Genomic DNA, 25,257 nt, shown 5'->3' on the forward strand with positions numbered 1-25,257 from the left:
TTAGGTACAATAAATATTGGTATTTACGAATTAGCGAGTATTCAAAGATTATAAATCACTAAAAAATATATATACAATCAAAAGGCAGCTAGCAAGCTGCCTTTTTTATTTTCTTGGTAATAGTCATGTAACATTCGTTAAAGTCATGTTACGAGTTGAACGCTTGTCTAGGGTTTTGGAAAAGAGTGTGATAATTATTATAACCATTCACACACATTTTCTAATCTTTGCCTTAATTAAAACTTTTCTATAAAAAGGCATCGTCAACTTTTGAGGATATTATTTTTCATGAGTAAATTACCTCGTTCGACTATTTTATTACCAGTCTTTGTACCTGCAGCAATTATTATGCTGCTATTGGTCATTGGTACGGCTATTAATCCTGAAGCAGCGGGTGCTCTGTTTAGTGATGTGCTTAGTTTTACGACTGAGACATTCGGCTGGTTTTATATGCTGGCAGTGGCACTGTTTTTGATGTTTATTATTGTACTGGCGTTTTCGTCTTATGGCAGTATCAAGCTGGGCCCTGATCATGCTGAGGCAGAGTACGGATTCCTTGAATGGTTTGCCATGCTGTTTTCGGCAGGTTACGGGATTGCGCTACTGTTTTATGGGGTAGCGGAACCAGTGATGCACTTTTCTAGTCCGCCAATGTCGGATCCGCAGACTATCGCCGCGGCAAAAGAGGCGATGCAAATTGCGTATTTTCATTGGGGTTTTCATATTTGGGCAATTTATGGTGTCGTTGGTTTATCACTAGCGTATTTTGCGTTTCGTCATGGTCTACCACTATCGATACGCTCGACGTTGTACCCGATTATTGGTGACAGGATTCATGGCCCTATCGGTCATACGGTTGATGTGTTTGCGATATTAGGTACGATGTTTGGTATTGCGACCAGTCTTGGCTTGTCGGTGTCGCAAATCAATGCGGGACTAAATTATTTACTGCCAGATATCATTCCAGTGAATACGACCGTACAGGTGATTGCCATTGCCTTAGTGACCGCCGCGGCATTGGTATCGGTGTTGGCAGGTATGGATAAGGGTGTAAAACGCTTATCTATTTTAAATATGTTATTGGCAACTGCGTTGATGCTGTTCGTATTTGTTGTCGGTCCGACCATTTTTATCTTGAATGCCTTTATGGAAAATACGGGTAGTTATTTAGGTAACATCGTTGAACGTACCTTTAGCTTGCAGGCATACGAGAATAGCAATTGGATCGGCAGCTGGACTTTATTTATTTTTGCATGGACGATTGCATGGGCACCTTTTGTAGGTCTGTTTATCGCCAAGATTAGCCGTGGTCGTACTATTCGTGAGTTCGTTTTGGGTGTGATGCTAGTACCGACTTTCTTTACGTTCTTCTGGTTTTCGGTGTTTGGTGATACCGCGCTACACATGATTATGGTCGATGGTTATACCTCATTAATCAGTGAAGTACAAAACAACCAAGCGATTGCTTTATTTAAACTGTTAGAGAATCTACCGTTTACTGAATTTGTGTCGTCGTTGACCATTTTATTGATTATTACCTTTTTTGTGACGTCATCGGATTCTGGCTCATTGGTAATCGACTCGCTAGCGGCAGGTGGTCGCAGTGATACACCATGGTGGCAGCGTAGCTTTTGGGTAGTGACTGAAGGTGCTGTCGCAGCAGTATTGCTACTTGCAGGTGGTTTAGAAGCCCTACAAACAGCAGCTATCGTTAGTGCGTTACCATTTGCGGTTATTATTCTTATTTCAATGTTTGGTATGTGGCGTGCGCTGCGTATCGAAGGACATCGTAATCAAAGCCTTGGTAATGACAACAGACTGCCGCCGCATTTACTCAAACCGTCTGCATGGCGCGAGCGTATTGATTATATGACCGACAAGCCAACGCGTGAAAAGGTTCTTAGCTATATCAAAGAAGTGGTTATGCCTTCGATGATGGAGGTGTCGTCTAAATTTGCAGAAACCGGCTGGACGACTGAGGTCAACTATGACGCGGTCAATAACCGAGCCGTATTAGAGCTACAGCGCGGTGACGATGTCGAGTTTTGGTACGAAGTTCGCTTATCTGAGCATGATGCGCCTGATTATTATACTGAAGACAGCGCAGATACTTTGCCACAAGAGCACCATCATCGCGCTGAGGTGTATCTACGCCGTGGTGGTCAGACCTATGACTTATACGGCTACAAATCTGAATCAGTGATTAATGACATCATTGATCAGTTTGAGAAGTATTTACATTTCCTCAATGTATCACCTGATAGTCTGCCGTGGCGCATGCAAGAGCATGATGATGACATCACGCTAGAGCAGGGCAGTGTGCTTGATAAATAATGCATGGGATTTATTAAAAACGAGTAATGCTTATGCAAGCTATTCACGTTAAGCGCTTGCAATAAACGCAGGAATCCTTAGAATAACGGCTTGTTTTCCTTACAAATCAAGCCGTTTTTTTATGTCTATTGATTCTCCCGTTTTATCTTCGTCCTCGACTTTGTCTGATCATCCGCTATTACAGCCATTAAATATCGGTGGCCTGACGATTGAAAACCGTTTGATGGTCGCACCGATGGCAGGCGTGACGGACAACCCTTTTCGCCGATTGTGCAAATCATTTGGTGCAGGTCATGCGGTCAGCGAGATGATCATCGCTGATACCGCTCTTTATGCACGCAAAAAATCCTTGTACCGTGCCAATTTTGACAATGAGATTGCGCCTATTTCGGCGCAGATAGCAGGTGCTGAGCCGGACAAACTGACTGAAGCGGCCCGTTATCAAATTGATAATGGTGCACAGATTATCGATATCAATATGGGCTGTCCGGCCAAAAAGGTCTGTCGTAAGCTGGCAGGCTCTGCATTGTTGCAAGACGAAGATTTGGTTGCACGATTGCTAGATGCCACGGTCAATGCGGTAAATGCACCTGTTACGCTAAAGACACGTCTGGGTTTTGAAAACGGTCGTGAAAACATCTTACGAGTCGCCAAGCGTGCTGAGCAGGCGGGCATTGCAGCGATTGCTATTCATGGACGTACGCGTGAAGACATGTACACAGGCAATGCACGCTATGAGCTGATACGCGAAGTCAAAGAAAGCATCAGTATTCCTGTCATTGCCAATGGAGATATCGATAGCGCACAAAAAGCCCAACACGTCTATGAAATGACAGGCTGTGATGCGGTGATGATTGGGCGTGCTGCACAAGGGCAACCATGGATATTTCGCGATATTGAGCACTTTTTGCGTACTGGCGAGCGTCTAGAGGCACCGAGCGTTAGTGAGATAAAAGAGATCGTACTGGCCCATTTGCAAGAGCTTTATGATTTTTATGGCGAGTACTCAGGCTGCCGCATCGCTCGCAAACATATCGCTTGGTATACGACAGGTATTCCAAACTCTAACGCCTTTAGACAGGCGATGTATGGCGAAGAAAGTACCGTTGGGCAATTCAAAGTGGTCGAGACTTTTTTGCAGGCGCACGAGCAGTAATTGCTTAAATCTTGTTTTATAAACTCGTGCTAGTTACTTTTCATAGTACTTTTTACATCTTGCCTTTTGATAGCGCTTTTATATATCAGCTATGCTTTATCAATGGGCACAGTATGATTATCAGTATCAGACTGTTTATCAGGCACAGGCTTTCTATTTTGCCAAGGGAATCGACCTTCTAATTCAACCTGTAGCGATAAGCTTAAAAAGGTTCGAATTAGTACGATAAAACCTAGTACCAGTACGCTGCGTAGCGATGGCTCGGTGACGACAGTAGCTACGATATCAGCGGCAATCAGTACTTCTAACCCTAATAGTATAGACTTGCCTACGGTCTGTCTGATCTCTACGTAAGTATCATTGTTGAAATGGCCAGACGCTCGAAAAGCTCTATATAAAGCAAGAAATAGCCCAAAAAACATAATGAGGACGCCAATGACTTCGATCATTTTGGCAATTAAGTCGATATAGTGAGTTAGTGTGTCTATCAAAGCAGGTACCCCTCATAATAGATTAGAAAAAAGCTTAGCACTTAACACTTGGTACTTAGCACTTAGTAATTAACAATAAGCTAAAAATGTATTTATAAATATTTATGTTGACGACGAAATTTGTAAAGATCCCGTCAGCTAACGCTCACTATGGTTTTGTTCACTCCATACGACATTTTTTTGCTATGCTATAACCGAATACCAATAACTATAGAATAAACGAAAAGGACTTTTTATGGCCAATCTCTCGAAAAAAGCAATCACCAAAGCCGTCAAAGGCAAGAATATTATCATTACAGGCGCTTCAAGTGGTATCGGCGAGCGTACGGCTTTTTTGCTCAGTGAATGCGGCGCGCATGTTATTTTGCTGGCCCGTACTGAAGATAAGCTAAAAATGGTCAAGGAAAATATTGAAACACTTGGCGGCGCGGCTAGCTACTATCCATGCGACCTTACCAATATGGATGAGATTGAAAAAACCAGTGAAAAGATTTTGGCTGACTTTAAACATGTCGATGTACTAGTCAACAATGCAGGACGTTCGATTCGCCGTTCAGTGCATGAGTCGGTCAACCGTTTTCATGACTTTGAACGTACCATGGAGATTAATTATTTTGGCGCGGTCAAAATCATTCTTGGTTTCTTGCCAACGATGATTGGTCGTCAAACCGGTCAAATCGTGAATATCTCATCAATTGGGGTATTGGCAAATAGTCCTCGCTTTTCAGCGTATGTCGCGTCAAAGGCGGCCTTAGATGCATTTAGTCGCTGTTTGGCTGCTGAAGTCAAAGGCGATAACATCAAAGTAACCAATATTTTTATGCCACTTGTGCGTACCCCAATGATTGCGCCAACCAAGCTATATCGTTATATGCCAGCACTGATGCCTGACGAAGCCGCGATGATGGTCGCAAAAGCCATCGTTCATAAGCCAAATAGTATTGCTAGTAATATGGGCAAATTTGCATCGGCGACTTATTCACTGGTACCAGCCTTTAACGTTGGTGTTCAGTCCATTGGTTATCGCATTTTCCCAAGTTCGACCGCTGCGCAAACGACTGATAGCAAGCCTAACCTTGCTCAGCGTGCCTTTGCCAAAATTCTTCCTGGTGAGCATCACTAGAATCGATTTGTTATCAGGCTCGAATTTGAAAAAAAAGATACTACGGTATCCTTTTTTTATGCCTTAAAAATATGCTTAAGCAGTATAAAAGCCTCTTCGCTGCCATTGTGTGAAGGGCTTAGTTGTACGTTAAATAAATCCTTAAAAATTCCGCTGTTAAATTTCCTTTATATATCTAAGTTTCAGGAAGATGAATAAAATTCATCTTATGTTTAAATTGTATCGTTTTTATTCATGTTTAGATTTCGGTATGATTCACCTCATACACAGATTTGGTTTTATCTCAGATAAATAAGGTAGCGGATCACCATGAGTAAAGAATTCAATTGTTCAATTAAGCACATTCGTTTTGACGAAAACTATCAGCCTGCAGATAGCACGCGTTTGACGACTAACTTTGCAAATTTGGCACGCGGCGAGCACCGTCAAGAGAACTTACGCAAAACGTTAACCATGATTAATAATCGATTCAATGCATTGGCGCATTGGGACAATCTGACAGCAGATCGTTATTCTGTTGAAGTTGATATTATCTCTGTCGATCTAGATGTTAAAGGCAATGGTCAGACGTTTCCTATTATCGAAACGCTAAAAACCACGATTGTGGATCATAAAGAAAACAAGCGTATCGACGGTATGGTTGGCAACAGTTTCTCCTCTTATGTGCGTGATTATGACTTTAGTATTGTGTTACCAGAGCATCGCGACAAAAACCTAGCATCCATAACGCCAGATAATTTTGGTGAGTTGCATGGAAAATTATTTCAATACTTATTGAATTCAGAAGCTTACAACGCTCATTTTCAAAAAAAACCTGTGATTTGCCTGAGCGTGTCAACCAGCAAGACTTACTATCGTACTGTTAATCAACATCCTGTATTGGGCATTGAGTACAAGCAAGATGAATACTCGTTGACCGACGACTATTTTCATAAAATGGGCTTAACGGTACGTTATTTTAAGCCTGAAGGTAGTGCCGCGCCGCTAGCATTTTATTTTGCAGGGGACTTGCTCAGTGATTACACCGATCTTGAGCTGATTAGTGCAATCAGTACTATGGAGACCTTTCAGAAGATCTACCGTCCTGAGATTTACAACGCCAATTCAAGCGCTGGTCAAGTGTATCAACCTAGCCTGAATTACCAAGACTATTCATTGACGCAAGTGGTCTATGACCGCGCCGAACGTAGTCAAATGGCAGTGACCCAGGGCAGGTTTACTGAGACGCATTTTATTAAGCCGTATCAAACAATCCTTGAGGAATGGGCTGCAAGTTATGATGTAACAGGCGATACTGCTCAAAAAGAAGCCGCTGATAAAGAAACGGCTAGCAAGCAAGCCGCTTAACTGAGCATTACTCATCAACATAATAAAAAATAAATTAATCAGAAGATAAATCGTATGAAACTACTATTACCGACGTCTACCGCTGGCAGCTTACCAAAACCGTCTTGGCTAGCAGAACCCGAGAAAATTTGGTCACCTTGGGCTTTAGAGGGCGAGCAGTTGCTTGAAGCCAAGCAAGATGCACTGCGTGTATCATTGCAAGAGCAGCAGCATGCAGGGATTGATATTGTCAGTGATGGCGAGCAGACCCGTCAGCATTTTGTGACTACGTTCATCGAACACCTTGATGGTGTCGACTTTGAGAAGCGTGAGACGGTCAAAATTCGTAATCGCTATGATGCGAGCGTGCCATCAGTCGTTGGTGCGGTGAGCCGTCCGAAGTCCGTGTTTGTTGATGATGCCAAGTTTTTACGCCAGCAAACTGATCAGCCAATCAAATGGGCGTTGCCAGGGCCGATGACGATGATTGATACGTTATATGACGGTCATTATAAAAGCCGTGAAAAATTGGCTTGGGAATTTGCTAAAATCCTGAACCAAGAGGCAAAAGAATTAGAAGCGGCTGGCGTCGATATTATCCAGTTTGATGAGCCCGCATTTAATGTGTTCTTTGATGATGTGAACGACTGGGGTATTGCAACTTTAGAGCGCGCCATTGAAGGCCTAAAATGTGAGACAGCTGTCCATATTTGCTACGGCTATGGCATCAAAGCCAATACCGATTGGAAAAAGACACTGGGTTCAGAGTGGCGCGAATACGAAAAAGCGTTCCCTAAATTGCAACAGTCGAAAATCGATATTGTCTCACTTGAGTGTCAAAACTCACGTGTACCTATGGATCTGATTGAATTGATTCGTGGTAAAAAAGTGATGGTCGGTGCCATTGATGTGGCAACCAACACTATCGAGACACCAGAAGAGGTAGCAGATACGCTACGCAAAGCGCTACAATTTGTCGATGCTGACAAGCTGTATCCTGCGACCAACTGCGGCATGGCACCTTTGTCTCGCCAAGTCGCACGTGGTAAGCTCGCGGCATTAAGCGCTGGTGCTCAAATCGTTCGTCAAGAACTGACTGCTTAGAGTTTTGCAAGGGAAATTCTATTTAAAGAATTTCCTTTGCAAAACTAAAATTGAAGCACAATTTTTTAACGTTATTTTTTAACGTTTCTCGGGATTGAAGCAATGATTAAAGATAGGATTGACGCGACCGACTTTAGAGATGCCATGTCTTTGCTAACGACTGCGGTCAATGTGGTGACCACATCAGGGGCGACCGGCATGCATGGGTTTACAGCATCGGCAGTATGTAGTGTTACAGACACACCGCCGACTTTGCTTGTCTGTATGAATCAAACGTCTCGGTCACATAGCTACTTTCTGGAAAATAAAATTTTAAGTGTCAATGTGTTAGGCGCGCAACATGAGCAGCTGTCCAATGCTTTTGCCTCTAAGCTGTGTTCAGAAGAACGGTTTGAATATGGTTCTTGGACACAATTACAAACAGGCGCTCCTGTATTGGAGGATGCCTTGGTCAGCTTTGATTGTGAGATTGAACAAATTCAAGAAGTTGGCACGCATAGCGTCTTTATGTGCCGCGTTGTCGCCATCAATCAGGCTGAGCCACAAGGCGGAACTGATGAAGGGTTGGTTTATTTTAATCGTGCCTATTCTAGAGTGGGGCAAGTAGAGCTTATTTAATCCAATACCTATTATCCAACACCTAAGCCTATGGGCTATTGCTCGTTCAATATTGAGCAGTCGTTTAACTATAATTATCATCTCATTAAATCTAAATAAGAAGTAACTATCCTGTGGAATTAATAACTTTTTTAATAATAGGGGCGCTAGCAGGATTTGCTGCAGGGCTATTTGGAGTAGGCGGTGGCACTATTATCGTACCACTGCTATTTATTGTCTTTACGCAAATGGGTTACAGTCCTGACAGTATTATGCACTTGGCCTTGGGTACTTCACTGGCAACCATTATTGTCACGTCCATAAGCTCGCTCATGGCGCATAATAAGAAAGGCGCAGTCATGTGGCCTGTCTTTAAAAATCTGACGCCAGGCTTAGCAATAGGCTGCTTTTTAGGAGCAGGGATCGCAGGGCAGATATCTGGTTTATATCTGCAGTTGATTGTTGGTGTGTTTTTGCTTTGGGTCGCTTATAAAATGTTTATGGGTGGTAAAAAGAAAGCAAATAGCGATGCTGGTAATGTTCATATAGCTTTGCCTTCAAAACCTAAGCAATTAGCAGCAGGGGCTGGTATCGGTATTGCTTCTGCTATTTTTGGGATTGGCGGTGGTAGCTTAACCGTACCTTACCTCACGCGTTACGGTGTGGTTATGCAAAAAGCCGTTGGAACCTCAGCCGCATGTGGATTGCCTATCGCGATTGCAGGTGCGCTAGGGTTTATGTTCTTTGGCATGCAAGCTCAAGTCGACGTGCCCAATACGATTGGCTTTGTTCACATCTATGCTTTTTTAGGCATTAGCATCATGAGCTTTTTCACGGCCAAGCTAGGCGCAAAAGTCGCTCACGCATTATCGCCGCAGTTGCTGAAAAAATGCTTTGCAGTACTGTTGACCGTCGTAGGCTGTTACTTTTTATATAAAGGGTTGCTATAAGTAGTTTTAGATTAGTGGACGCTGTGAAAGGATTCAAGGGCAGGTTTTCAATGAACTATTCGACTAGCTACATTCTTAAATTGTAGCTAGTCGGTATGTAGTTTTATAGGGAATATGTCGAACCAGTTTCTTATTTAGCTAAATTACTTAACCAAATACTCGCCATAATATCCAAAACATTCCTATCATTAAGACAGCGATCACGAGCAATCGTTTTAGCCAATAAGGCAATAGAGGTTTCTTATAGCCTAAGTCATTTAGCTGACTATCGACACCGTCTTGCAGCCCCTTAAACCCTTGACTCTGTTTGGTGGTTTTGACACGATTTTTTACCAATGGCCCAGGCTCGTCTTCTTCTTGCTCTCTATCAAAGCTGATGGCTTGATTTGGAATGCCTTGTTTACTAGCGATAGTATTGAGCTTCTGTTGTTGCTTTACTTTCAGCTGGGTCTCATAAGCATCAATTCTACTTTTGGCTTCATCCATACTGATGTTTTCGTCTGCCGCCAAAGTTTTGATGGCCATTACTAGGTTGTTTTTTTCGACCATCATAATGACGTCTCTTGGCAACTTGGTATTGACCGTTTTTGCGCTAGGGTCGGGGTTAAACATGACTGTCCTTATTACGGCATATAAGTGTAAATGAGTTATATGCTCATTATAACCATGTTAGATAAGCAATATTCAAGCAAAAAAATACCGCGGCCACTATGGTGACTGCGGTATTTTATTATTTATCGTTATCGGCATTTTTACCAATATTTGATAATTATAGATCTTTCCAGCGTTGTATAGACTCTTTGATAACTTCTTTCGCTTCTGCAACATCGCCCCAAGATTCAACAACCGTCGTACCAGCTTTTTTCAGGTCTTTATAATGACTGAAATGGAACTCTAATTGGTTGATCAACTGCTTTGGTAGGTCTTCTAAGCTGTTGTAAGCATTGCCTGTGTCACGGTCATCAGCAGGGACAACAACGATTTTGTCATCTACTTCGCCATCATCAACAAACTTCATCACACCGATAACTTTTGCTTTTAAGAAAATACCAGTCGGTAGTGGCTGCTCAGTCAATAGCAATACGTCAAGCTCATCGCCGTCTTCGTCAAGTGTTTGCGGGATGAAACCATAGTTACAAGGTTTAGCAAAAATCTGTGGGTCAATACGGTCAAGCTCAAATACTGCTAATTCGCGATTCCACTCAATTTTATGGCTGCTACCAGCTGGGATTTCTACTACTACGTTGATGATGCCGCCGTCTACATCGCCTGCGTCCAAAATTTTGTTAAAATCTGCCATAAAATGCTCCAATTTGCTTTTGTTTTAAATGTTTGAATAAGGGGTTGAGCTAGGGATACAGCAAGGATAGTTGCTGCGTCCGATTTGTACTGCATGCGATTATAGCAAGTTTGTACTGAATTTTCTCTTAATGCTTAAGTCTAAGCGTGCAAGATATTATGCAAAAAAAGATTATGCAAAAATAGGCTCAAAACTTACTTAGGGGCGATAGCTCGCAACTCAATCAGTCCAGCATGGCGCTTGGCGATGTTATCGATAAGTTTTTGAGTGACTGTCTCATAGCTGAATGAATCGCTCACTTGCTGTTCGGTTTGCTCTGTTTGCTCTGAATCTGTCTGCATGGCTACAAAATCAGACAGTCGCAACATCTGCATGCCGGCATAGCCACAAGGATTGATAGCGTTAAATGAGGACAGGTCACAATTTAAATTAATCGCAATACCATGGTAGCTAAAGCCATGCTTAATCTTAAAGCCTAGCGAGGCCATTTTGCCAAGCATAATCTTATTATCAAGAGAGTTGTCATCTGTAGAGGCGCTGTCATCTGTTGCAGCAGTATCTGCATATAAGTAGACACCAGGGGCATCACGGCGCGCATGAGCACTGATATTGTCGCTACTAGATGGTGAGCTACGCAAACAGTCATTGATGACGTCTTCTATCGCTTGCTCAGCATGGGAGACAAGATTGCGCACACTCCATTTGAGGCTGTCTAAATCAAACAACCAATAGAGCACTAACTGTCCATGACCGTGCCATGTCACCTGACCACCGCGATCGGTCTTGATGATAGGTGTATCAGTACGCTGTAATATGTGCTCTTCTTTACCTGCCTGTCCAAGCGTGTAGACATCGTTATGATCGACAATCCATAATTCATCAGGCGTACGCAGCCCTTGTTGTTTTTTTAGATCGATACGTTCGAGGGTGCGTGCTAGCATCGCATCGAGAGTAGGGACATAATCGGCGGCTGATAGAGATTTGCTGACAAGCGTATCATTGAGGGGTTGTGTGTCATTTTGCATGAGAGTATCTGTCTTATTATTATCAAGTTTAAAATAAATAATGCTCATCGGTAGTGTAGCAGTTTTGGCGACTATCGCCCAAAGATATATACTGTCGCAATGTCTGTAAATGGCGTAAATGCTAATAGAAAACAGCTAGTAATTGATGACGAAATAATAGGTATAGAACAGTGGCAAGTGGTTCATAGCGGTGCTGCTAGTACAGACGCAGTAGTCAACCAAAGGTGCTGTTCATTGCTCAGTCGATGCGCTACATTAAAGTGTAATGAATGGAATCTAATGAAATTTATAGTCAGAGTAGGTTATCAAAGAGTGCACCTGACTAGAAAGATAGAGCCTCTAACCCAATATAATGTAGTGACTACAAACCTTATGACTATTACTATGATTATGACAAGGAAGACAAATGACAGATAGCAACCAAAGCGCCCATGAGCAGGCAGTGACCGAGACAGGTTTTGCGCTGCAGCGTGTGCCTGAAGCCTTAAGTACGGCGACGACTATCGATGAGATGAAAGCGCAATTTTCACGCTTGCAAATGTTAAGCCGTACCCAGCCAATCAATGATTGGGGCACTCGTACGACGCAGCTAGACAATCTAGAAGTGATGCTCAGTGATAACCAAGAGAGTTTTGCAAAGGCGATTAGTGCAGATTTTGGCTATCGTAGCCAGTCAGAGACGCAGTTTGCTGAGTTGTTTCCTAGCTTTACCGGTATCAGCCATGCCAAAAAACACGGTAAAAAGTGGATGAAAGCACATCGTGCGCCGATCTCAGCGCTGTATATGCCAGCCCATAATGAAATTCAGCCTCAGCCATTGGGTGTGGTCGGTATTATGGTGCCTTGGAACTATCCGTTATTTTTAGCAATTGGCCCGATGATTGATGCAATCACTGCAGGCAACCGCATTATGGTCAAAATGAGTGAGGCTGCGCCGCAATTTGCTCAGACGTTTGCTGACGCCATTGCTCGTTATTTTTCCCCAGATATGATCTGTGTGGTGCTCGGTGAAGTTGAGATTGCTGCCGCCTTTAGTGAGCTACCATTTGACCATTTGCTATATACCGGATCGACTGCGGTGGGCAAAAAGGTCATGGCTGCCGCTGCGCCAAATCTAACACCAGTGACGCTTGAGCTTGGTGGTAAATCACCTGTAATCGTACTAGATGATGCCAATCTAGAGTCTGTTGTCAATCGAGTGATGATGGGTAAGACACTAAATGCTGGGCAGACGTGTATTGCGCCAGATTATGTCTTGATTCAGCGTCAATACCATGACCAGTTTATCCAACTCGCAAAAGAGTGGATGACCAAGCATTATCCTGATATCGAAGAAAACCCAGATTATTCTCGCATTATTAATGGTGAGCAGTTCAAACGGGTAAAAGGCTATCTAGATGCGCTAACAGGCGGCGAGTTACATGCGTTAACTGCCGTTGAATCTAATATAGAGACCCGTTTAATGCCGCCAGTCATCGTCAGCGAGCCTGAGCCTGACAGCGACCTCATGCAAAATGAGATTTTTGCCCCGATTTTGCCGCTGATGCATTATGAGACGCTTGATGATGCCATTTACTTTGTGAACTCGCGTCCACGGCCATTGGCACTATATGTGTTTAGTGACAATTACAGCAGTATCGAAAACGTGCGTAACAATACGGTCTCGGGTGGCTTATGTATCAACGAAGTTTTGATACATGTGGCTCAGCACGACTTGCCGTTTGGTGGCGTGGGTGACTCTGGTACTGGCGCATACCATGGTAAGGCCGGCTTTGAACGCCTCAGCCATATGAAGCCGATTTTTGTCCAAACCAAGCTCAATGGCCTGAATTTATTATTGCCGCCTTATGGTGGACTGTTTAAAAAGGCAATGGCGTTGTTCTTGAAATAACTGTCTTTAAGATAACCGCTTTTAAAATGACCGTTCTTAAAATAATTGTCTTTAGAGTAACTGTTTTTGAAGTAGACGTTTTATAGTAGCTATAGAAATTAATAGTGACCTTTTTAATCGATATCATGACCAATAGCATCTATCTAGATAGGTGCTATTTTTTTGTCTAAAATATGACTTCTCAAATATAGATTTCTCAAATTAAGAGCGACTTGTCATAAGAGCTTTATCAAAATTATCGTAAATTTATATACTGCGTTAATCGACAAATAAGCGTTTGTCATCACTTCTATAAATCGCTACACTTTGTAGTAAGTCTAAACAACAGTAGATAGTAGCTGAATGGTCTATGGCTAGCCTTGGTAAACATGATATAGACCTTTCAGCTGATTTTTAGTTCTATTGTTCTAATAGTGATTTCATGCCGATACAACATAATAATAGGAAAGAGTATGCGCCAATGGATTGCATTAAGCTTACTGTGGATGAGCGCGTTACTACTGCCTTTATCGGCGTCAGCGGCGTGTGAATCACCGATTAAATTTGGGGCGCTAACCTGGGAGAGTGGGCAGTTCACCTCCGGCGTACTCAGACATATCGTAGAAGATGGATACGGCTGCATAGTAGAGGACGTACCAGGAGCAGGGCCTGCACTTGATACGGCGCTCTCACAGAATGACATTCAGGTCATCGGGGAACAGTGGGTTGGCCGTTCGCCAATCATGGAAAAAGCCATTGAGCAGAATAAAGTAGCCATCATCGGCGATACGCTAAAAGGCGGTGCAACTCAAGGCTGGTATGTCCCGCGATACGTTTTGGAAGAAAACCCAGGACTACGCAGCTATCAAGATCTGCCTAAATATACGGAGCTATTTAAAGACCCTGAAGATCCTGGTAAATCTCGCTTTATGAACTGTCCCTCTGGTTGGACGTGTGAGATTTTTAACACACGTTTGCTAAAAACCACCGGTCTAGACAGTCTTTTTAACAACGCACACCCTGGTACAGGTGCTGCTCTCGATGCCGAAATTGCCTCCGCTTTCGAGCAGCATAAGCCACTGTTGTTTTACTACTGGCAACCCACTGGGCTAATGGCAAAATATGACCTTGCGCCATTAGAGTTCCCAGCTTATGAGGATGCTTGTTGGCAAAATCTGCTGCTCGCTGATGGTAAGATGGATTGTGTGTCAGGATTCCCAGTATCGCCGTTAGGTATTGCCGTTTCTACTCCATTTATAGAATCTAATCCTGAACTAGCAGCTGTCTTTGAAAAGGTGCAATTTACCTCTGATGAGCTAAACGGTGCTATCTTGGAGATGAGCGAAAGTAAACGCACTGGCGATGAGCAGGCCATGGTTTTTTTGCGTGACAACCCAGAGGTTTGGCAAGCATGGTTATCCGATGAGGCCGCTACCAATCTCGCTACCAAGTTAGGCCTTAGCTCAACGGGTGCTATCTCTAAAGAAGCAACTGCATCTAGTATCAATGCGTCAGCGCTCGCATCAAGCTTTCCTTCATGGTCGCTTGAGACCCCACTCAATAATGCCTTAGCAAACGTCGTCCAAAACTATGGTGATGTATTTCGTACTATTAGCACGATGACCCTTACTTATCTGCTACTACCTATTGAACGATTATTAACGGTTATCCCGCCTTGGCTGATTATTGCATTTGTGACTGTGCTTGGCTGGTTTGGTGTCCGCAAGATTTGGTTCGCGCTGGCATGTGGTGCAGGGCTATTTTTGATAGGTGCTTTTGGCTTATGGGGCGCACTGATCGATACTTTAGCGCTGCTTATCGTATCGGTACTGGTCACGGTCGTGATTGGTATTCCTATTGGTATTGCCATGTCAGGTAGCAAACTGCTACGCAAGATTGTGACGCCAGTGCTAGATATCATGCAGACCATGCCAAGTTTTGTATATCTCATACCAGTGCTAATGCTGTTTGGTATTGGTAAAGTGCCTGCGTTATTCGCGACCGTGATTTATGCGTTGCCACCCTTGATTCGTCTGACGACATTAGGGATTACGCAAGTTAATCATGAAATGGTCGAAGCAGGGCGCTCCTTTGGTAGTACCCACCTACAGCTACTTCTCTGGATTAAATTGCCACAAGCGCTGCCCAGTATTATGGCAGGTATCAATCAGGCTGTGATGATGTCACTTGCCATGGTGGTATTGGCTTCAATGATTGGTGCTCCTGGGCTTGGTGAAGATGTATTGCAATCTATCCAAACGCTCAATATCGGTCAAGGTCTACAAGCAGGTACGGCCATCGTTATCGTTGCCATTATCATTGACCGTATTACGCAAGCATTTGGTCAAGGTAAGCGTACCCGTCAAAAAACCATCGAAGCAGGCAGACGTCCGATTGGATAAAAAATTATCTAGTGGCATACGACTGAACCCATGGTAATCGACCGAAGCCATAATGATAAAAACCACGTGAATAGTGAGAGCACCGATGAATCATATCCAACTAAAAAATATCAGTAAGATTTATAATGCCAATAGTACGCAAGCACAGTCTGCATTGGCATTGCTGGCTGAGGGTATGGATAGCATCAAGGTAAAAGAGCAAACGGGCTATTCAGTTGGTCTTTATGATGTCAATCTAGATATCAAGGCAGGCGAGTTGCATTGCATCATGGGTCTGTCAGGCTCAGGAAAATCAACGCTGATACGCCATATTAATCGTTTGATAGATCCAACCAGTGGCGAGATATGGGTAGATACTGCTCTGAATAGAGAACATGCGACTCACACAACAGCTGATAGGCAATCAGCGACAGATAATGTAAGTACGGTAGTAGAAGAAAGCTCTGCTACGGCTATTAATATTTTAGCGCTCAACGATAAGCAGTTGCAGCATTATCGTCAGCAGACAGTCAGTATGGTTTTTCAGCATTTCGGCTTAGTGCCGCACATGACGGTCATACAAAATGTTGCTTATGGTCTGCGTGTCCGAAAGATGAGCGCAAACGAGCGACATGAAACGGCTCGACATTGGCTTAATGAAGTCGGTCTATCAAATTTGGAGAACAGCTACCCTGATGAACTCTCAGGTGGTATGCAGCAGCGCGTTGGTCTGGCTCGTGCTTTGGCAACGGATAACCCAATTTTACTAATGGACGAAGCGTTCTCTGCGCTTGATCCGCTCATTCGCGCTCAGCTGCAAGACCAACTACTCGAATTGCAAGATCGATTGAACAAAACCATTGTATTTATTACTCATGATATTGATGAAGCTGTCAAAGTAGGTCAGCGCATCAGTATGTTAAATGGTGGTCGACTCATACAAACGGGCACACCAAGCGAGTTGCGGCATAATCCTGCTGATGACTACGTCGAGCAGTTTATGAGTGCAAAAGCGTAAGCCGTGATAACCATTTATGGATAGATTTTCTGGATAAACTTATACAATGTTCTTATAAATGGTTTAAGTAATCGCAATCGTTTTATTGGGATTCACTGTCATTTTTCAGCAATCAAAAGTGAACTCTGAAATAAATACCAAACTTCGTTATACTGAACGGCTTATCGATGGCTCATAATGAATGAGCGTGTATTGTTTATCGTCCACATATGATGTCGCTTTGTCTATCAAATGACGTTTGTTTCTTATTTTGCACTTTTAAGGCCATAGCATGACCGTTTCTTATGCACCTATTATTACTTCATTGCTTGATAATGATTTGTACAAATTTACGATGTTACAAGCCATGCTGCATCAGTTCCCGCAAACCCATGGTGTTTATCGCTTTCGCTGCCGTAATAACAAAGATGCAGCCTATCCGTTGGCTGATATCCAAAAAGATCTAGAGCAGCAACTAGACAGCTTATGCGAATTGCGCTTTTTGCCAGATGAGCTAGAGTACTTACGTAGCTTACGCTTTATTCGCTCAGATTTCGTTGACTACCTAGAGCTGTTTAAGCTAAAACGCCGCTTCATTACGGTAAGTACAGACGATAAAGGTCGCCTGTTTATCGATATCGAAGGGCCGATGATTCAAGCGATGTTTTTCGAAGTATTTGTACTGGCTATTGTTAATGAGCTGTATTTTAATGCGCTATCTAATGACAGCGTGATTGAAGAAGGACAACGTCGCCTCGATGCAAAAGTAGCGCTATTACATCAGTATGCCGAAGAGCAAACCCAGTACGATCAGGATATGCCGCCATTTATCGTCGCTGATTTTGGCACGCGTAGACGCTTTAGTCGACGCTGGCAAGCACACGTAGTGGAGACGTTACATAAAGCCGAGCCAAAGATAGTTGGTGGTACATCAAACGTATATTTGGCCAAGCAATTAGGAATGACGCCAATAGGCACCATGGCGCACGAGTTTATGCAGGCGTTTCAAGCATTAGATGTGCGTCTGCGAGATTCACAAAAGGCCGCGCTTGAAGCATGGGTGCATGAGTACCGTGGCGACTTGGGTATTGCATTGACAGACGTGGTTGGAATGGATGCATTCTTACGTGATTTCGATTTATATTTTGCCAAGCTATTCGACGGTCTGCGTCATGATAGCGGCGACCCTTATATTTGGGGCGATAAGGCGATTGCCCATTATGAGAAGCTAAAAATAGATCCAAAAACCAAGATTCTAACTTTTAGCGATGGGTTAAATTTAGAGAAGGCGTGGGAGTTGCATCAATACTTTAAAGGTCGCATTAGAACTAGCTTTGGTATCGGCACCAATTTGACCAATGATATGGGCATTACGCCGATTAATATCGTGCTTAAATTGGTAGAGTGCAATGGTCAGCCAGTCGCTAAGCTGTCTGATAGCCCAGGCAAGACCATGATCAATAACGACACGTATCTTGCCTATCTGCGCCAAGTCTTTGAGGTTGATGAACCTGAGTAAACAGAATATCAAACTGTTGCGTTGCCAAATGTGCCAAATGAGATTGATGCGCTTGGTTTGTCCAAACAGCTGCTATCTAGTGGCTGTTTTTCGTTTAACTATCAACACTGCTGGTAGATTTTTCTTCGGCAAAGGCGGCGTCTAATGCTTGCTGTACAGCATTGATACGAGTCTCGCAAACGCGATAAGCGGCAATAGACTCTTCGACCGTTGTCATTAGATTATCAATATCAGGCTCATCCTGTTGCTGTAGTTCAGCTGCATTGGTTTTTAAGATATCGTAAGCCGCCTTAAAGGTTTTTGGGGCGGCTTTTTTGCGTCGGCGAGTAGGGGTTGTCATAAAATTTCCTAATTTTTAAAGATAAGTTGATGAGTAATCGTTAGATATTATTATGTGGTTAAGTTGGAGTGCCTGAAGTTTCTGTCGCTTCTTTATCCATAGTGACATCGATAATTTGCGCTTTTGCGTTGCCATCTTTTAAAATGATATTAACGGTTTGCTCAGGATACAGTTGGGTACTACTAGTGAGGGTTTGCTTGTTTTGAGCATCCGTGAGCATGGTATAGCCCTGCTTGAGTACGCGAGACGGTCGATGTAATAGCACAATATCACGTAGATGTTCGCTATCGCGCTGTGCTTGCACAATTTGCTGCTGTGCGTTTTGCATGATTGACTCTTGATAACTTCTGCTATTAATAGCGGCTTTTGCGAGCTGTTGATACGCTAAGGTTTGCGTTTGTGTATATCGCTCAACCGTCAGTCTGACTGCTTGCTTTACTTGGCGCTGGGCACTTTGTTGAATACTGCGCCATGCATAGTCACTGTCTTTTCGTAGAGCGGTTAGTTGGCCAATCGTTTGCGACTGTATTTGGCTTAATTGGCGTGCGGTTTGTTGCTCGGCAGTATTCAATTGACGCTGTGCCGCTTGCTTGATTTGAGCTTGATATTGTAGCGTCTGAGTGACGAGCTGGGCCAAGTGGCTATGGATAGCAGCAATCACCTTTGAGGGTGTATCAAAGCTAGTATGTGCCACTTCATCTAAGATGACCTTGTCACGCTCATGACCGATGCCCACCCAGACAGGGACAGGCTGCTCAGCAACCAAAGCTGCCAGCTCATAATCATTGAGATAAGCTAAGTCGCCAACCGCACCGCCGCCGCGAATAATAACCAACAAGTCTGGTAGACGCTGATAAGTATCGTAAAATTGCTGCTGGGCGCTAACGATGGCTTGGCGTATCTCGGCGGGTGCATGATTGCCCTGAAAAGTCGCATTATGATAGTGGAAGTGACATGCACCTGTACTGGCTAAGCGATCGGCATCTGCTTGAAAATCACCCAATCCGGCTGCCTTTTCAGGGGCGATGACCAGCACATGCTCAATATCAAAAGGGGCAGGTAGCTGCTGATTGAGATGTAATAACCCTTCACCTGTTAGGCGGTCAACCATTTCTGCATATTGCCGTGCTAAGTCGCCTAGTGTATAGCTGGGATCGATATCTTCAATGGTGATTGAAAAGCCGTACTGGGCATGGAACCCTGCCGATACTTTAAGGAGTACGGTCAAATCACGCTCAAGCGGCATACCCGTTGCACGTTCAAACTTAGCTAATACACGAGCAGCTTTAAAGCGCCAGAGATTGCCACGGCAGCTGGCGACCACTTTGCCGTCGTCATCTTTTTCTGCCAGTTCAAAGTAGTAATGACCACCTTTACTCGACAGATTACGAATTTCTGCTTTGACCCACACTCTATGATCAAAAGTTTGTTTGATGACCATCTCAACCGCTGATAAATAATCACTTAGGCGTAGAACCGTATCCTCTAGATGGTCTTCTTGCTCAGCGAGTTCTGCCTCTAGAGTGGCCAAATCTTTGGCAGGTGCTAATACTTTGGCCTGTTTAATATTTGAAAGATTGGGTTTGCGCATAATATTAGACCAAAGGTAATGAAAATATAAAGACTGACGAGGATGTGCTGAATACGATAGCGGATAGTTTAACTTAAAAAGTAGAGTACAAAAAGCGAAGCCAACAAGCTTTGATTGATATATTATCTATATCGCAGTTTGTTGGCTGTTTAATCAGAGAAAGATTGTATGTCACTTAATGTTAGCGATTAGATCGTAAACCTGTTTGCGTCTAAAAGAGATTGTCGTGTAGAGAAAAGTAGATGGATATTTTTAGCTAGATATAGTCGGTTCAAGATAATTCAGATACAAGGAAGGCAAGCGAAAGTGCTACAAATAGTAGACTGAGTGAGCCTGACACTGTATCTGATTTATATGGTATTGACGATATTTATTGGCAACGGAAGTTAATGGTGTATTCGTAATCATCGCTACGTGACAAATCTGGTGTACCCGTGCCAAATATCGAGCCGACGACAGCACCTACTTGACCAACCATACGGCCAGTACGCTCGTTTAAGATGCCATTATATTTTACATTATCATCAACGATAATTACTTGCTTGCTTCGACAGGTTTTTTGAGCACTATCAATTGCGTTTTGCTGTGCCTTGACTTTGGTATCAGCGATACCTGTTGTCTCATAGATAGAGTTGGCACGCTGAATCACTGGTGAAGAAGGCGTACTTTGACAGGCGCTCAAAGCAAGTACAGCCGCTAACGTTGCCGTCAAGCTGGCAGTTTTATTAAAAGTATTCATAAGTAATTCCTGATTTATATAAACAGAACGTCTTAGCTATAGGCAAAGCTTTATGAATGTAGCTTATCTAGATATTACCTGTCTAGACAGTTATTGTGTGCTGTATTACGGGTATATTGCCGATGAACCATGCACTAGATATAAACCAGTTTAAAACTTCAAGAACAGCAATATTGCAAAACTACAGACAACCGTTATTGACAAAAAATAAAACAAGTCGCATCCGTACACAGCAAATTACTTGAAATATAAATTGTATCTAGGATAATTGAGCCATTCATTTTTTATTAATAAGTAATACTATGCAATTAATTCCTGCTCCTGCTGGTGTGCTCGAGGTTGACGCACTGTGGCAAAATGACAATCCCAATGATCCAAATACAGACACGGTGGCGATGCTGTGTCATCCCAATCCGTTGTTTGATGGTACGATGAATAACAAAGTGGTCACCACCATGTATCGCTTTGCCCGTGATAATGGTATGCATGTGGTGCGCTTTAACTTTCGCGGCGTTGGTCAATCGACAGGCGAGCATGATTATGCGGAAGGTGAAGTGGTCGATGCAATGACCGTGCTACAATGGATTGCTGAACAAACCAATGCTCGAAAGCTATGGCTGGGTGGTTTTTCTTTTGGTGGTTATGTCACGGCACGCGTGGCTGAGCAAGTGCTTGAAGCCGCGCATATATGGGGATTGGGTGACTTTGAAGTAACGAAAATTGCCCTGATCGCACCATCAGTCGAAAAAAACGACAGTACTGATATTAGTTTGCCTGCGGATAGAACTTTTGAGATTTATGGTAATGCGGATGAAGTAATTGAACCTGATAATATGCAGGCATTTGCAGACCGATTAGGCATTGAAGTCAGCGTGGTCGATGGCGCGGGTCATTTCTTCCATGGTCGCTTATCAGAGCTCAAAGGCTTATTAGACAAGCATAGCTTTGGGTAGGATAGCTAATTTATTTGCTACCTAGCTCAGCTTGATAGCTTCTGCTTTGATATGGTTTAGCATGGCTTGCTTGGCAGCACCAGCATTATGCTAAATTGCCCTATTATTTTGATATTTATTTAATCCAACGATGAGTCGTATTATGAGTTTATCTCCATTGCAACGTTACGAGAAAGCCGTCAGTACAGATGAGTTTACTCGGGATGAGCAGCAATTTCAGGCCATGAGCTATCTTGATGAGATATACCATCAGCTCATCAATAGCGCACCGCAAAAGAAAGGTTTTTTTGGCTTTTTGAAATCTAAGCCAGTCGCGCCAACAGGCCTTTATATGTGGGGCGGTGTCGGCCGTGGTAAAACGTGGATGATGGATATGTTTTATGACTCGTTGACCATCGAGCGCAAGATGCGTCTACATTTCCATCATTTTATGCAGCGTGTCCATAGAGAGCTTAACAAACTACAAGGTGAGAGCGATCCGTTAGAGAAAGTCGCTGATATTATTTATAAAGAAGCAGTTATTATCTGTTTTGATGAGTTCTTTGTTTCTAATGTCTCTGATGCCATGATACTAGGCGATTTATTCACTATGCTGTTCAATCGTGGCATTACTTTGGTTGCTACTTCAAACATTGAGCCAGCTGGACTGTATAAAGATGGCTTACATCGTGACCGTTTTATGCCTGCCATTGCGGAAGTTGAGCGTCATACCACGGTCATGAATATCGACTCGGGAATTGATTATCGTCTGCGCGTATTGCAACAAGCTGAGCTATACGAAGCGCCGCTTACTAAGGCGAACTACCATTGGTTAGCCAACCGTTTTGCGAGCTTATCGAATAATCAGAAAATCAGCAAAGAGCCCATTATTATCAATGGACGAGAAGTAAAAATCAACGCTTGTACCGAAGATATCTTATTCTGTGACTTCCGTCATCTTTGTATGGCGCCGCGATCAGCCGCTGATTTTATTGAGCTTGCCAAACGCTTTAGCACCGTTTTAGTTGACTCCGTGCCAGCACTAGATGACGACTTGCGTGATCCAACGCGCCGCTTTATTTATCTCGTCGATGAGTTTTATGATCGCCGTGTGAAATTATTGGTACGTGCAGAGCAGCCGATTCTAGACTTGTATCAAGGAGAGAAGTTGGCGTTTGAGATTGAACGTACTCGTTCACGCTTGCTTGAGATGCAGTCAGAAGACTATCTACGCATGGACCACCGAGTCGAAGATGTTACGTAGTTTATTGCTGAGTTGAGACTGCCTACGTGTAGCTCTCAACTGCTCTATAGCGGTTAAAAAATAAGAAAATGATATTATAAATAATAAGTAGTGATAGATAATAATAAATAAGGATAAAACAATGACTACAACTGACAATGCTGATAATGAAAGCCAAGAAACTGAAGACAACAAACTGTCTATTAAGAATGTAGCAGCGAATGATATCTCATCTACCAGTGAAGAGCTGATAGGTTGGATCAATTCAAGACGCAGTATGGGCAATCTAGATGAGCCAGCACCAACGCGTGCGCAGATTGAATCTGCCATTGAGTGTGCGGCAACTGCGCCAGATCATAAAAAATTGCGTCCGTGGCGCTTCATCGTGACGCAAGGTGAGGCGCGCCATGAGTTAGGCCGTGCCTTGCTCGAAGCTGCCCAAGCAAAAGCCCTACAAGATGGCGAAGAGTTGTCTGAGAAAACCATCACTAAAACTCAAAATATGCCGCTGCGAGCGCCGCTAATCATAACGGCTGTGACTCAAATGCAAGAACACAAAAAAGTGCCACCTTTTGAGCAAATGCTAAGTGCAGGTGCTGCTGTACAAAATCTAATCTTGGCATTAAAAGCTCAAGGGTTTAGTACCGTTTGGCGCACTGGGCTGCTGTGTAATGAGCCTGCAGTAAAAGCGTATTTCGGAGTGGGTGCAGATGATTATGTGACCGCTTTTGTTTATACTGGCACAAGTCCAAAGGATGAGTCCAAACGCAAACCTATCGATATCGAACCGCTAGTTCGCTTCGAGTCGTAATGTAGCTCAGTGCTGTCTATTAATAAGATTATAATTGCACAAAGTTGTAATTCAAAGATAATAAGGCCAGTCGCTGAGCACGATAGATTCTATTGATAATACGTCAGTCAACACGGATAAAAGAACATGACAAGCCCTAACAATAGTAATAAAAACAATACCAGTGCTAATAATGAGACGGACAAAGAGTCGTCTGAAAAGCAGAATGGTATGCTTGCAGGTATTCTTGAGCGAGCAACCAAGTCAGGTCTTGGCCGTAAAAAGTCAAACCCTAGTCCTGTTGAATCAGCTGTGGCAAAGGATATGGCAGACATTCATAGCAATCCTACCAAGCTACGTTTGGCGTTTTTAGGTGGTGGTAGCTTTGGTACGGCAATGGCAGATTTAGCGGCCCGTAATGGCTGTGATACCACGCTGTGGGTACGTAATAAACGTACCGTAAAAGCGATGGCGAAAACACAGACCAATAAAAAGTATCTACCAGGCTATAAGCTTGATGATCGACTGAAATACAGCCATGATTTGGCGGCAAGCGTCAAAGATAAAGATATTATTTTTATCGCTGTGCCAGGTTTGGCCTTTCGCGAAACGCTAAAAAATATCGCGCCTTTTATCAGCGGTCAGTCTATTGTGTCGTTGACTAAAGGTATGGAAAAAGATACCTTTGCGATGATGAGTGATATCATCAAAGAAGTGTTGCCAGAAGTAAATTTTGGCGTCATGTCAGGGCCGAACCTCGCTATCGAAATCATGAAAAACATGCCGTCTGCTACGGTTATCGCAAGTGAGTCGGAGCCATTGCGTCATGCCGTGCAAGCAGCGTTACACAGTGCCTTCTTTAGAGTATTTGCTAGTGATGATATACGCGGCGTCGAGCTTGGCGGCGCGCTAAAAAACATCTACGCAATTGCCATGGGTATGGCGGCAGCTTATGAAGTAGGTGAAAATACTAAAGCGATGATTCTTACTCGTGCTTTGGCAGAAATGAGTCGTTTTGGTGTTGAAGAAGGCGCCAATCCGCTCACTTTCTTGGGCTTATCTGGCGTAGGCGATTTATATGCTACTTGTAGCTCAGAGCTAAGTCGTAACTATCGTATCGGTAATATGCTCGGTCGTGGTATGAGCATTGATGCCGCGGTCAAAAAGCTTGGCCAAACTGCTGAAGGGGTAAATACTATTCAGCAAGTTCATGAAAAAGCGACCAAAGCGGGTATCTATATGCCAATTACCCATGCGCTCTATGCAGTCATTTATGAAGACAAGGCCGCTCTAGGCGTTGCGCTACATCTAATGGAAGCTGGGTTCCGTAGCGATGTTGAGTTTGTCATGGCGCATGATCATAGCAATGCAGCACTTACCGCTCATATGAAAACCTCGGGCAGTAATACCAAAAGCAAAGACAGCGATGCTGATAAGTAAGATATATTA

At 43.4% G+C, this 25,257-nt stretch carries 22 protein-coding genes; 15 read left to right on the forward strand and 7 right to left on the reverse strand.

Going from position 1 to position 25,257, the window contains the following annotated elements; all coding sequences use genetic code 11:
- The first annotated feature begins 288 nt into the window (after positions 1 to 288).
- Positions 289 to 2,334, forward strand: a complete 2,046-nt coding sequence (locus tag ACS8FA_RS20085; RefSeq protein ID WP_101205399.1) for a BCCT family transporter — start codon at positions 289 to 291, stop codon at positions 2,332 to 2,334.
- A gap of 121 nt (positions 2,335 to 2,455) precedes the next feature.
- On the forward strand, positions 2,456 to 3,490 hold the full coding sequence (dusB, locus tag ACS8FA_RS20090; RefSeq protein WP_439264947.1) for a tRNA dihydrouridine synthase DusB: 1,035 nt from the start codon (positions 2,456 to 2,458) through the stop codon (positions 3,488 to 3,490).
- Between the two features lie 89 nt (positions 3,491 to 3,579).
- On the opposite strand, the gene ACS8FA_RS20095 is transcribed toward dusB, so the two are convergent.
- Entirely contained in the window at positions 3,580 to 3,981 is a 402-nt protein-coding gene (locus ACS8FA_RS20095) for a DUF1622 domain-containing protein (RefSeq protein WP_335731914.1), read from the reverse strand.
- A gap of 235 nt (positions 3,982 to 4,216) precedes the next feature.
- Between ACS8FA_RS20095 and ACS8FA_RS20100 the strand changes: the two genes are divergently transcribed.
- The 5 genes from ACS8FA_RS20100 (at position 4,217) to ACS8FA_RS20120 (ending at position 9,081) form a co-directional block, all read left to right on the forward strand.
- A complete protein-coding gene (locus tag ACS8FA_RS20100) occupies positions 4,217 to 5,104 on the forward strand; it encodes an SDR family NAD(P)-dependent oxidoreductase (RefSeq protein ID WP_057759469.1) in 888 nt (295 codons plus the stop codon).
- A 309-nt stretch (positions 5,105 to 5,413) separates the two neighbouring features.
- Positions 5,414 to 6,451: a DUF1852 domain-containing protein gene (locus ACS8FA_RS20105; protein WP_439264945.1), complete on the forward strand. Its 1,038-nt coding sequence runs from the start codon at positions 5,414 to 5,416 to the stop codon at positions 6,449 to 6,451.
- A gap of 54 nt (positions 6,452 to 6,505) precedes the next feature.
- Entirely contained in the window at positions 6,506 to 7,534 is a 1,029-nt protein-coding gene (locus ACS8FA_RS20110) for a methionine synthase (RefSeq protein WP_201572630.1), read from the forward strand.
- Positions 7,535 to 7,636: 102 nt separating this feature from the next.
- Positions 7,637 to 8,152, forward strand: coding sequence for a flavin reductase (locus ACS8FA_RS20115; protein ID WP_439264943.1), 516 nt, complete (start codon positions 7,637 to 7,639; stop codon positions 8,150 to 8,152).
- 113 nt (positions 8,153 to 8,265) lie between these two features.
- Positions 8,266 to 9,081, forward strand: coding sequence for a sulfite exporter TauE/SafE family protein (locus ACS8FA_RS20120; RefSeq protein ID WP_439264941.1), 816 nt, complete (start codon positions 8,266 to 8,268; stop codon positions 9,079 to 9,081).
- 147 nt (positions 9,082 to 9,228) lie between these two features.
- On the opposite strand, the gene ACS8FA_RS20125 is transcribed toward ACS8FA_RS20120, so the two are convergent.
- From ACS8FA_RS20125 to lipB, 3 genes are all read right to left on the reverse strand, one after another.
- Positions 9,229 to 9,693: a hypothetical protein gene (locus ACS8FA_RS20125; RefSeq protein WP_102090957.1), complete on the reverse strand. Its 465-nt coding sequence runs from the start codon at positions 9,691 to 9,693 to the stop codon at positions 9,229 to 9,231.
- A gap of 157 nt (positions 9,694 to 9,850) precedes the next feature.
- Positions 9,851 to 10,381 (reverse strand): inorganic diphosphatase, encoded by a 531-nt coding sequence (locus ACS8FA_RS20130; protein ID WP_057759479.1) that lies wholly within the window; start codon positions 10,379 to 10,381, stop codon positions 9,851 to 9,853.
- A gap of 194 nt (positions 10,382 to 10,575) precedes the next feature.
- On the reverse strand, positions 10,576 to 11,406 hold the full coding sequence (gene lipB / locus ACS8FA_RS20135) for a lipoyl(octanoyl) transferase LipB (RefSeq protein ID WP_439264939.1): 831 nt from the start codon (positions 11,404 to 11,406) through the stop codon (positions 10,576 to 10,578).
- A 406-nt stretch (positions 11,407 to 11,812) separates the two neighbouring features.
- On the opposite strand from lipB, the gene ACS8FA_RS20140 reads away from it, so the two are divergent.
- The 4 genes from ACS8FA_RS20140 to pncB all read left to right on the forward strand — a co-directional run bounded on the left by ACS8FA_RS20140 (position 11,813) and on the right by pncB (position 18,173).
- Positions 11,813 to 13,297: a coniferyl aldehyde dehydrogenase gene (locus ACS8FA_RS20140; RefSeq protein WP_439264937.1), complete on the forward strand. Its 1,485-nt coding sequence runs from the start codon at positions 11,813 to 11,815 to the stop codon at positions 13,295 to 13,297.
- Between the two features lie 452 nt (positions 13,298 to 13,749).
- Positions 13,750 to 15,678 (forward strand): glycine betaine ABC transporter substrate-binding protein, encoded by a 1,929-nt coding sequence (locus ACS8FA_RS20145; RefSeq protein ID WP_439264935.1) that lies wholly within the window; start codon positions 13,750 to 13,752, stop codon positions 15,676 to 15,678.
- 85 nt (positions 15,679 to 15,763) lie between these two features.
- The gene (locus ACS8FA_RS20150) at positions 15,764 to 16,675 is read left to right on the forward strand and encodes an ATP-binding cassette domain-containing protein (RefSeq protein ID WP_439264934.1); all 912 of its coding nucleotides are present in this window, start codon (positions 15,764 to 15,766) and stop codon (positions 16,673 to 16,675) included.
- Between the two features lie 271 nt (positions 16,676 to 16,946).
- Entirely contained in the window at positions 16,947 to 18,173 is a 1,227-nt protein-coding gene (gene pncB, locus ACS8FA_RS20155; protein WP_439264932.1) for a nicotinate phosphoribosyltransferase, read from the forward strand.
- Positions 18,174 to 18,267: 94 nt separating this feature from the next.
- Here pncB and xseB read toward each other — a convergent pair whose 3' ends face one another.
- From xseB to ACS8FA_RS20170, 3 genes are all read right to left on the reverse strand, one after another.
- A complete protein-coding gene (xseB, locus tag ACS8FA_RS20160; RefSeq protein WP_101205385.1) occupies positions 18,268 to 18,513 on the reverse strand; it encodes an exodeoxyribonuclease VII small subunit in 246 nt (81 codons plus the stop codon).
- Positions 18,514 to 18,571: 58 nt separating this feature from the next.
- Positions 18,572 to 20,104 (reverse strand): exodeoxyribonuclease VII large subunit, encoded by a 1,533-nt coding sequence (xseA, locus tag ACS8FA_RS20165; protein WP_439264931.1) that lies wholly within the window; start codon positions 20,102 to 20,104, stop codon positions 18,572 to 18,574.
- A 370-nt stretch (positions 20,105 to 20,474) separates the two neighbouring features.
- Entirely contained in the window at positions 20,475 to 20,843 is a 369-nt protein-coding gene (locus tag ACS8FA_RS20170; protein ID WP_165597309.1) for a hypothetical protein, read from the reverse strand.
- A 302-nt stretch (positions 20,844 to 21,145) separates the two neighbouring features.
- Between ACS8FA_RS20170 and ACS8FA_RS20175 the strand changes: the two genes are divergently transcribed.
- From ACS8FA_RS20175 to ACS8FA_RS20190, 4 genes are all read left to right on the forward strand, one after another.
- Positions 21,146 to 21,796, forward strand: a complete 651-nt coding sequence (locus tag ACS8FA_RS20175; protein ID WP_439264928.1) for an alpha/beta hydrolase — start codon at positions 21,146 to 21,148, stop codon at positions 21,794 to 21,796.
- 142 nt (positions 21,797 to 21,938) lie between these two features.
- Positions 21,939 to 23,039: a cell division protein ZapE gene (zapE, locus tag ACS8FA_RS20180; RefSeq protein ID WP_439264926.1), complete on the forward strand. Its 1,101-nt coding sequence runs from the start codon at positions 21,939 to 21,941 to the stop codon at positions 23,037 to 23,039.
- Between the two features lie 121 nt (positions 23,040 to 23,160).
- On the forward strand, positions 23,161 to 23,829 hold the full coding sequence (locus ACS8FA_RS20185; protein WP_439264924.1) for a nitroreductase family protein: 669 nt from the start codon (positions 23,161 to 23,163) through the stop codon (positions 23,827 to 23,829).
- Between the two features lie 126 nt (positions 23,830 to 23,955).
- On the forward strand, positions 23,956 to 25,248 hold the full coding sequence (locus ACS8FA_RS20190) for an NAD(P)H-dependent glycerol-3-phosphate dehydrogenase (protein ID WP_439264922.1): 1,293 nt from the start codon (positions 23,956 to 23,958) through the stop codon (positions 25,246 to 25,248).
- Positions 25,249 to 25,257 lie beyond the last annotated feature (9 nt).

It is taken from the genome of Psychrobacter sp. 1Y1, assembly GCF_051847395.2.
Classification (GTDB): domain Bacteria; phylum Pseudomonadota; class Gammaproteobacteria; order Pseudomonadales; family Moraxellaceae; genus Psychrobacter.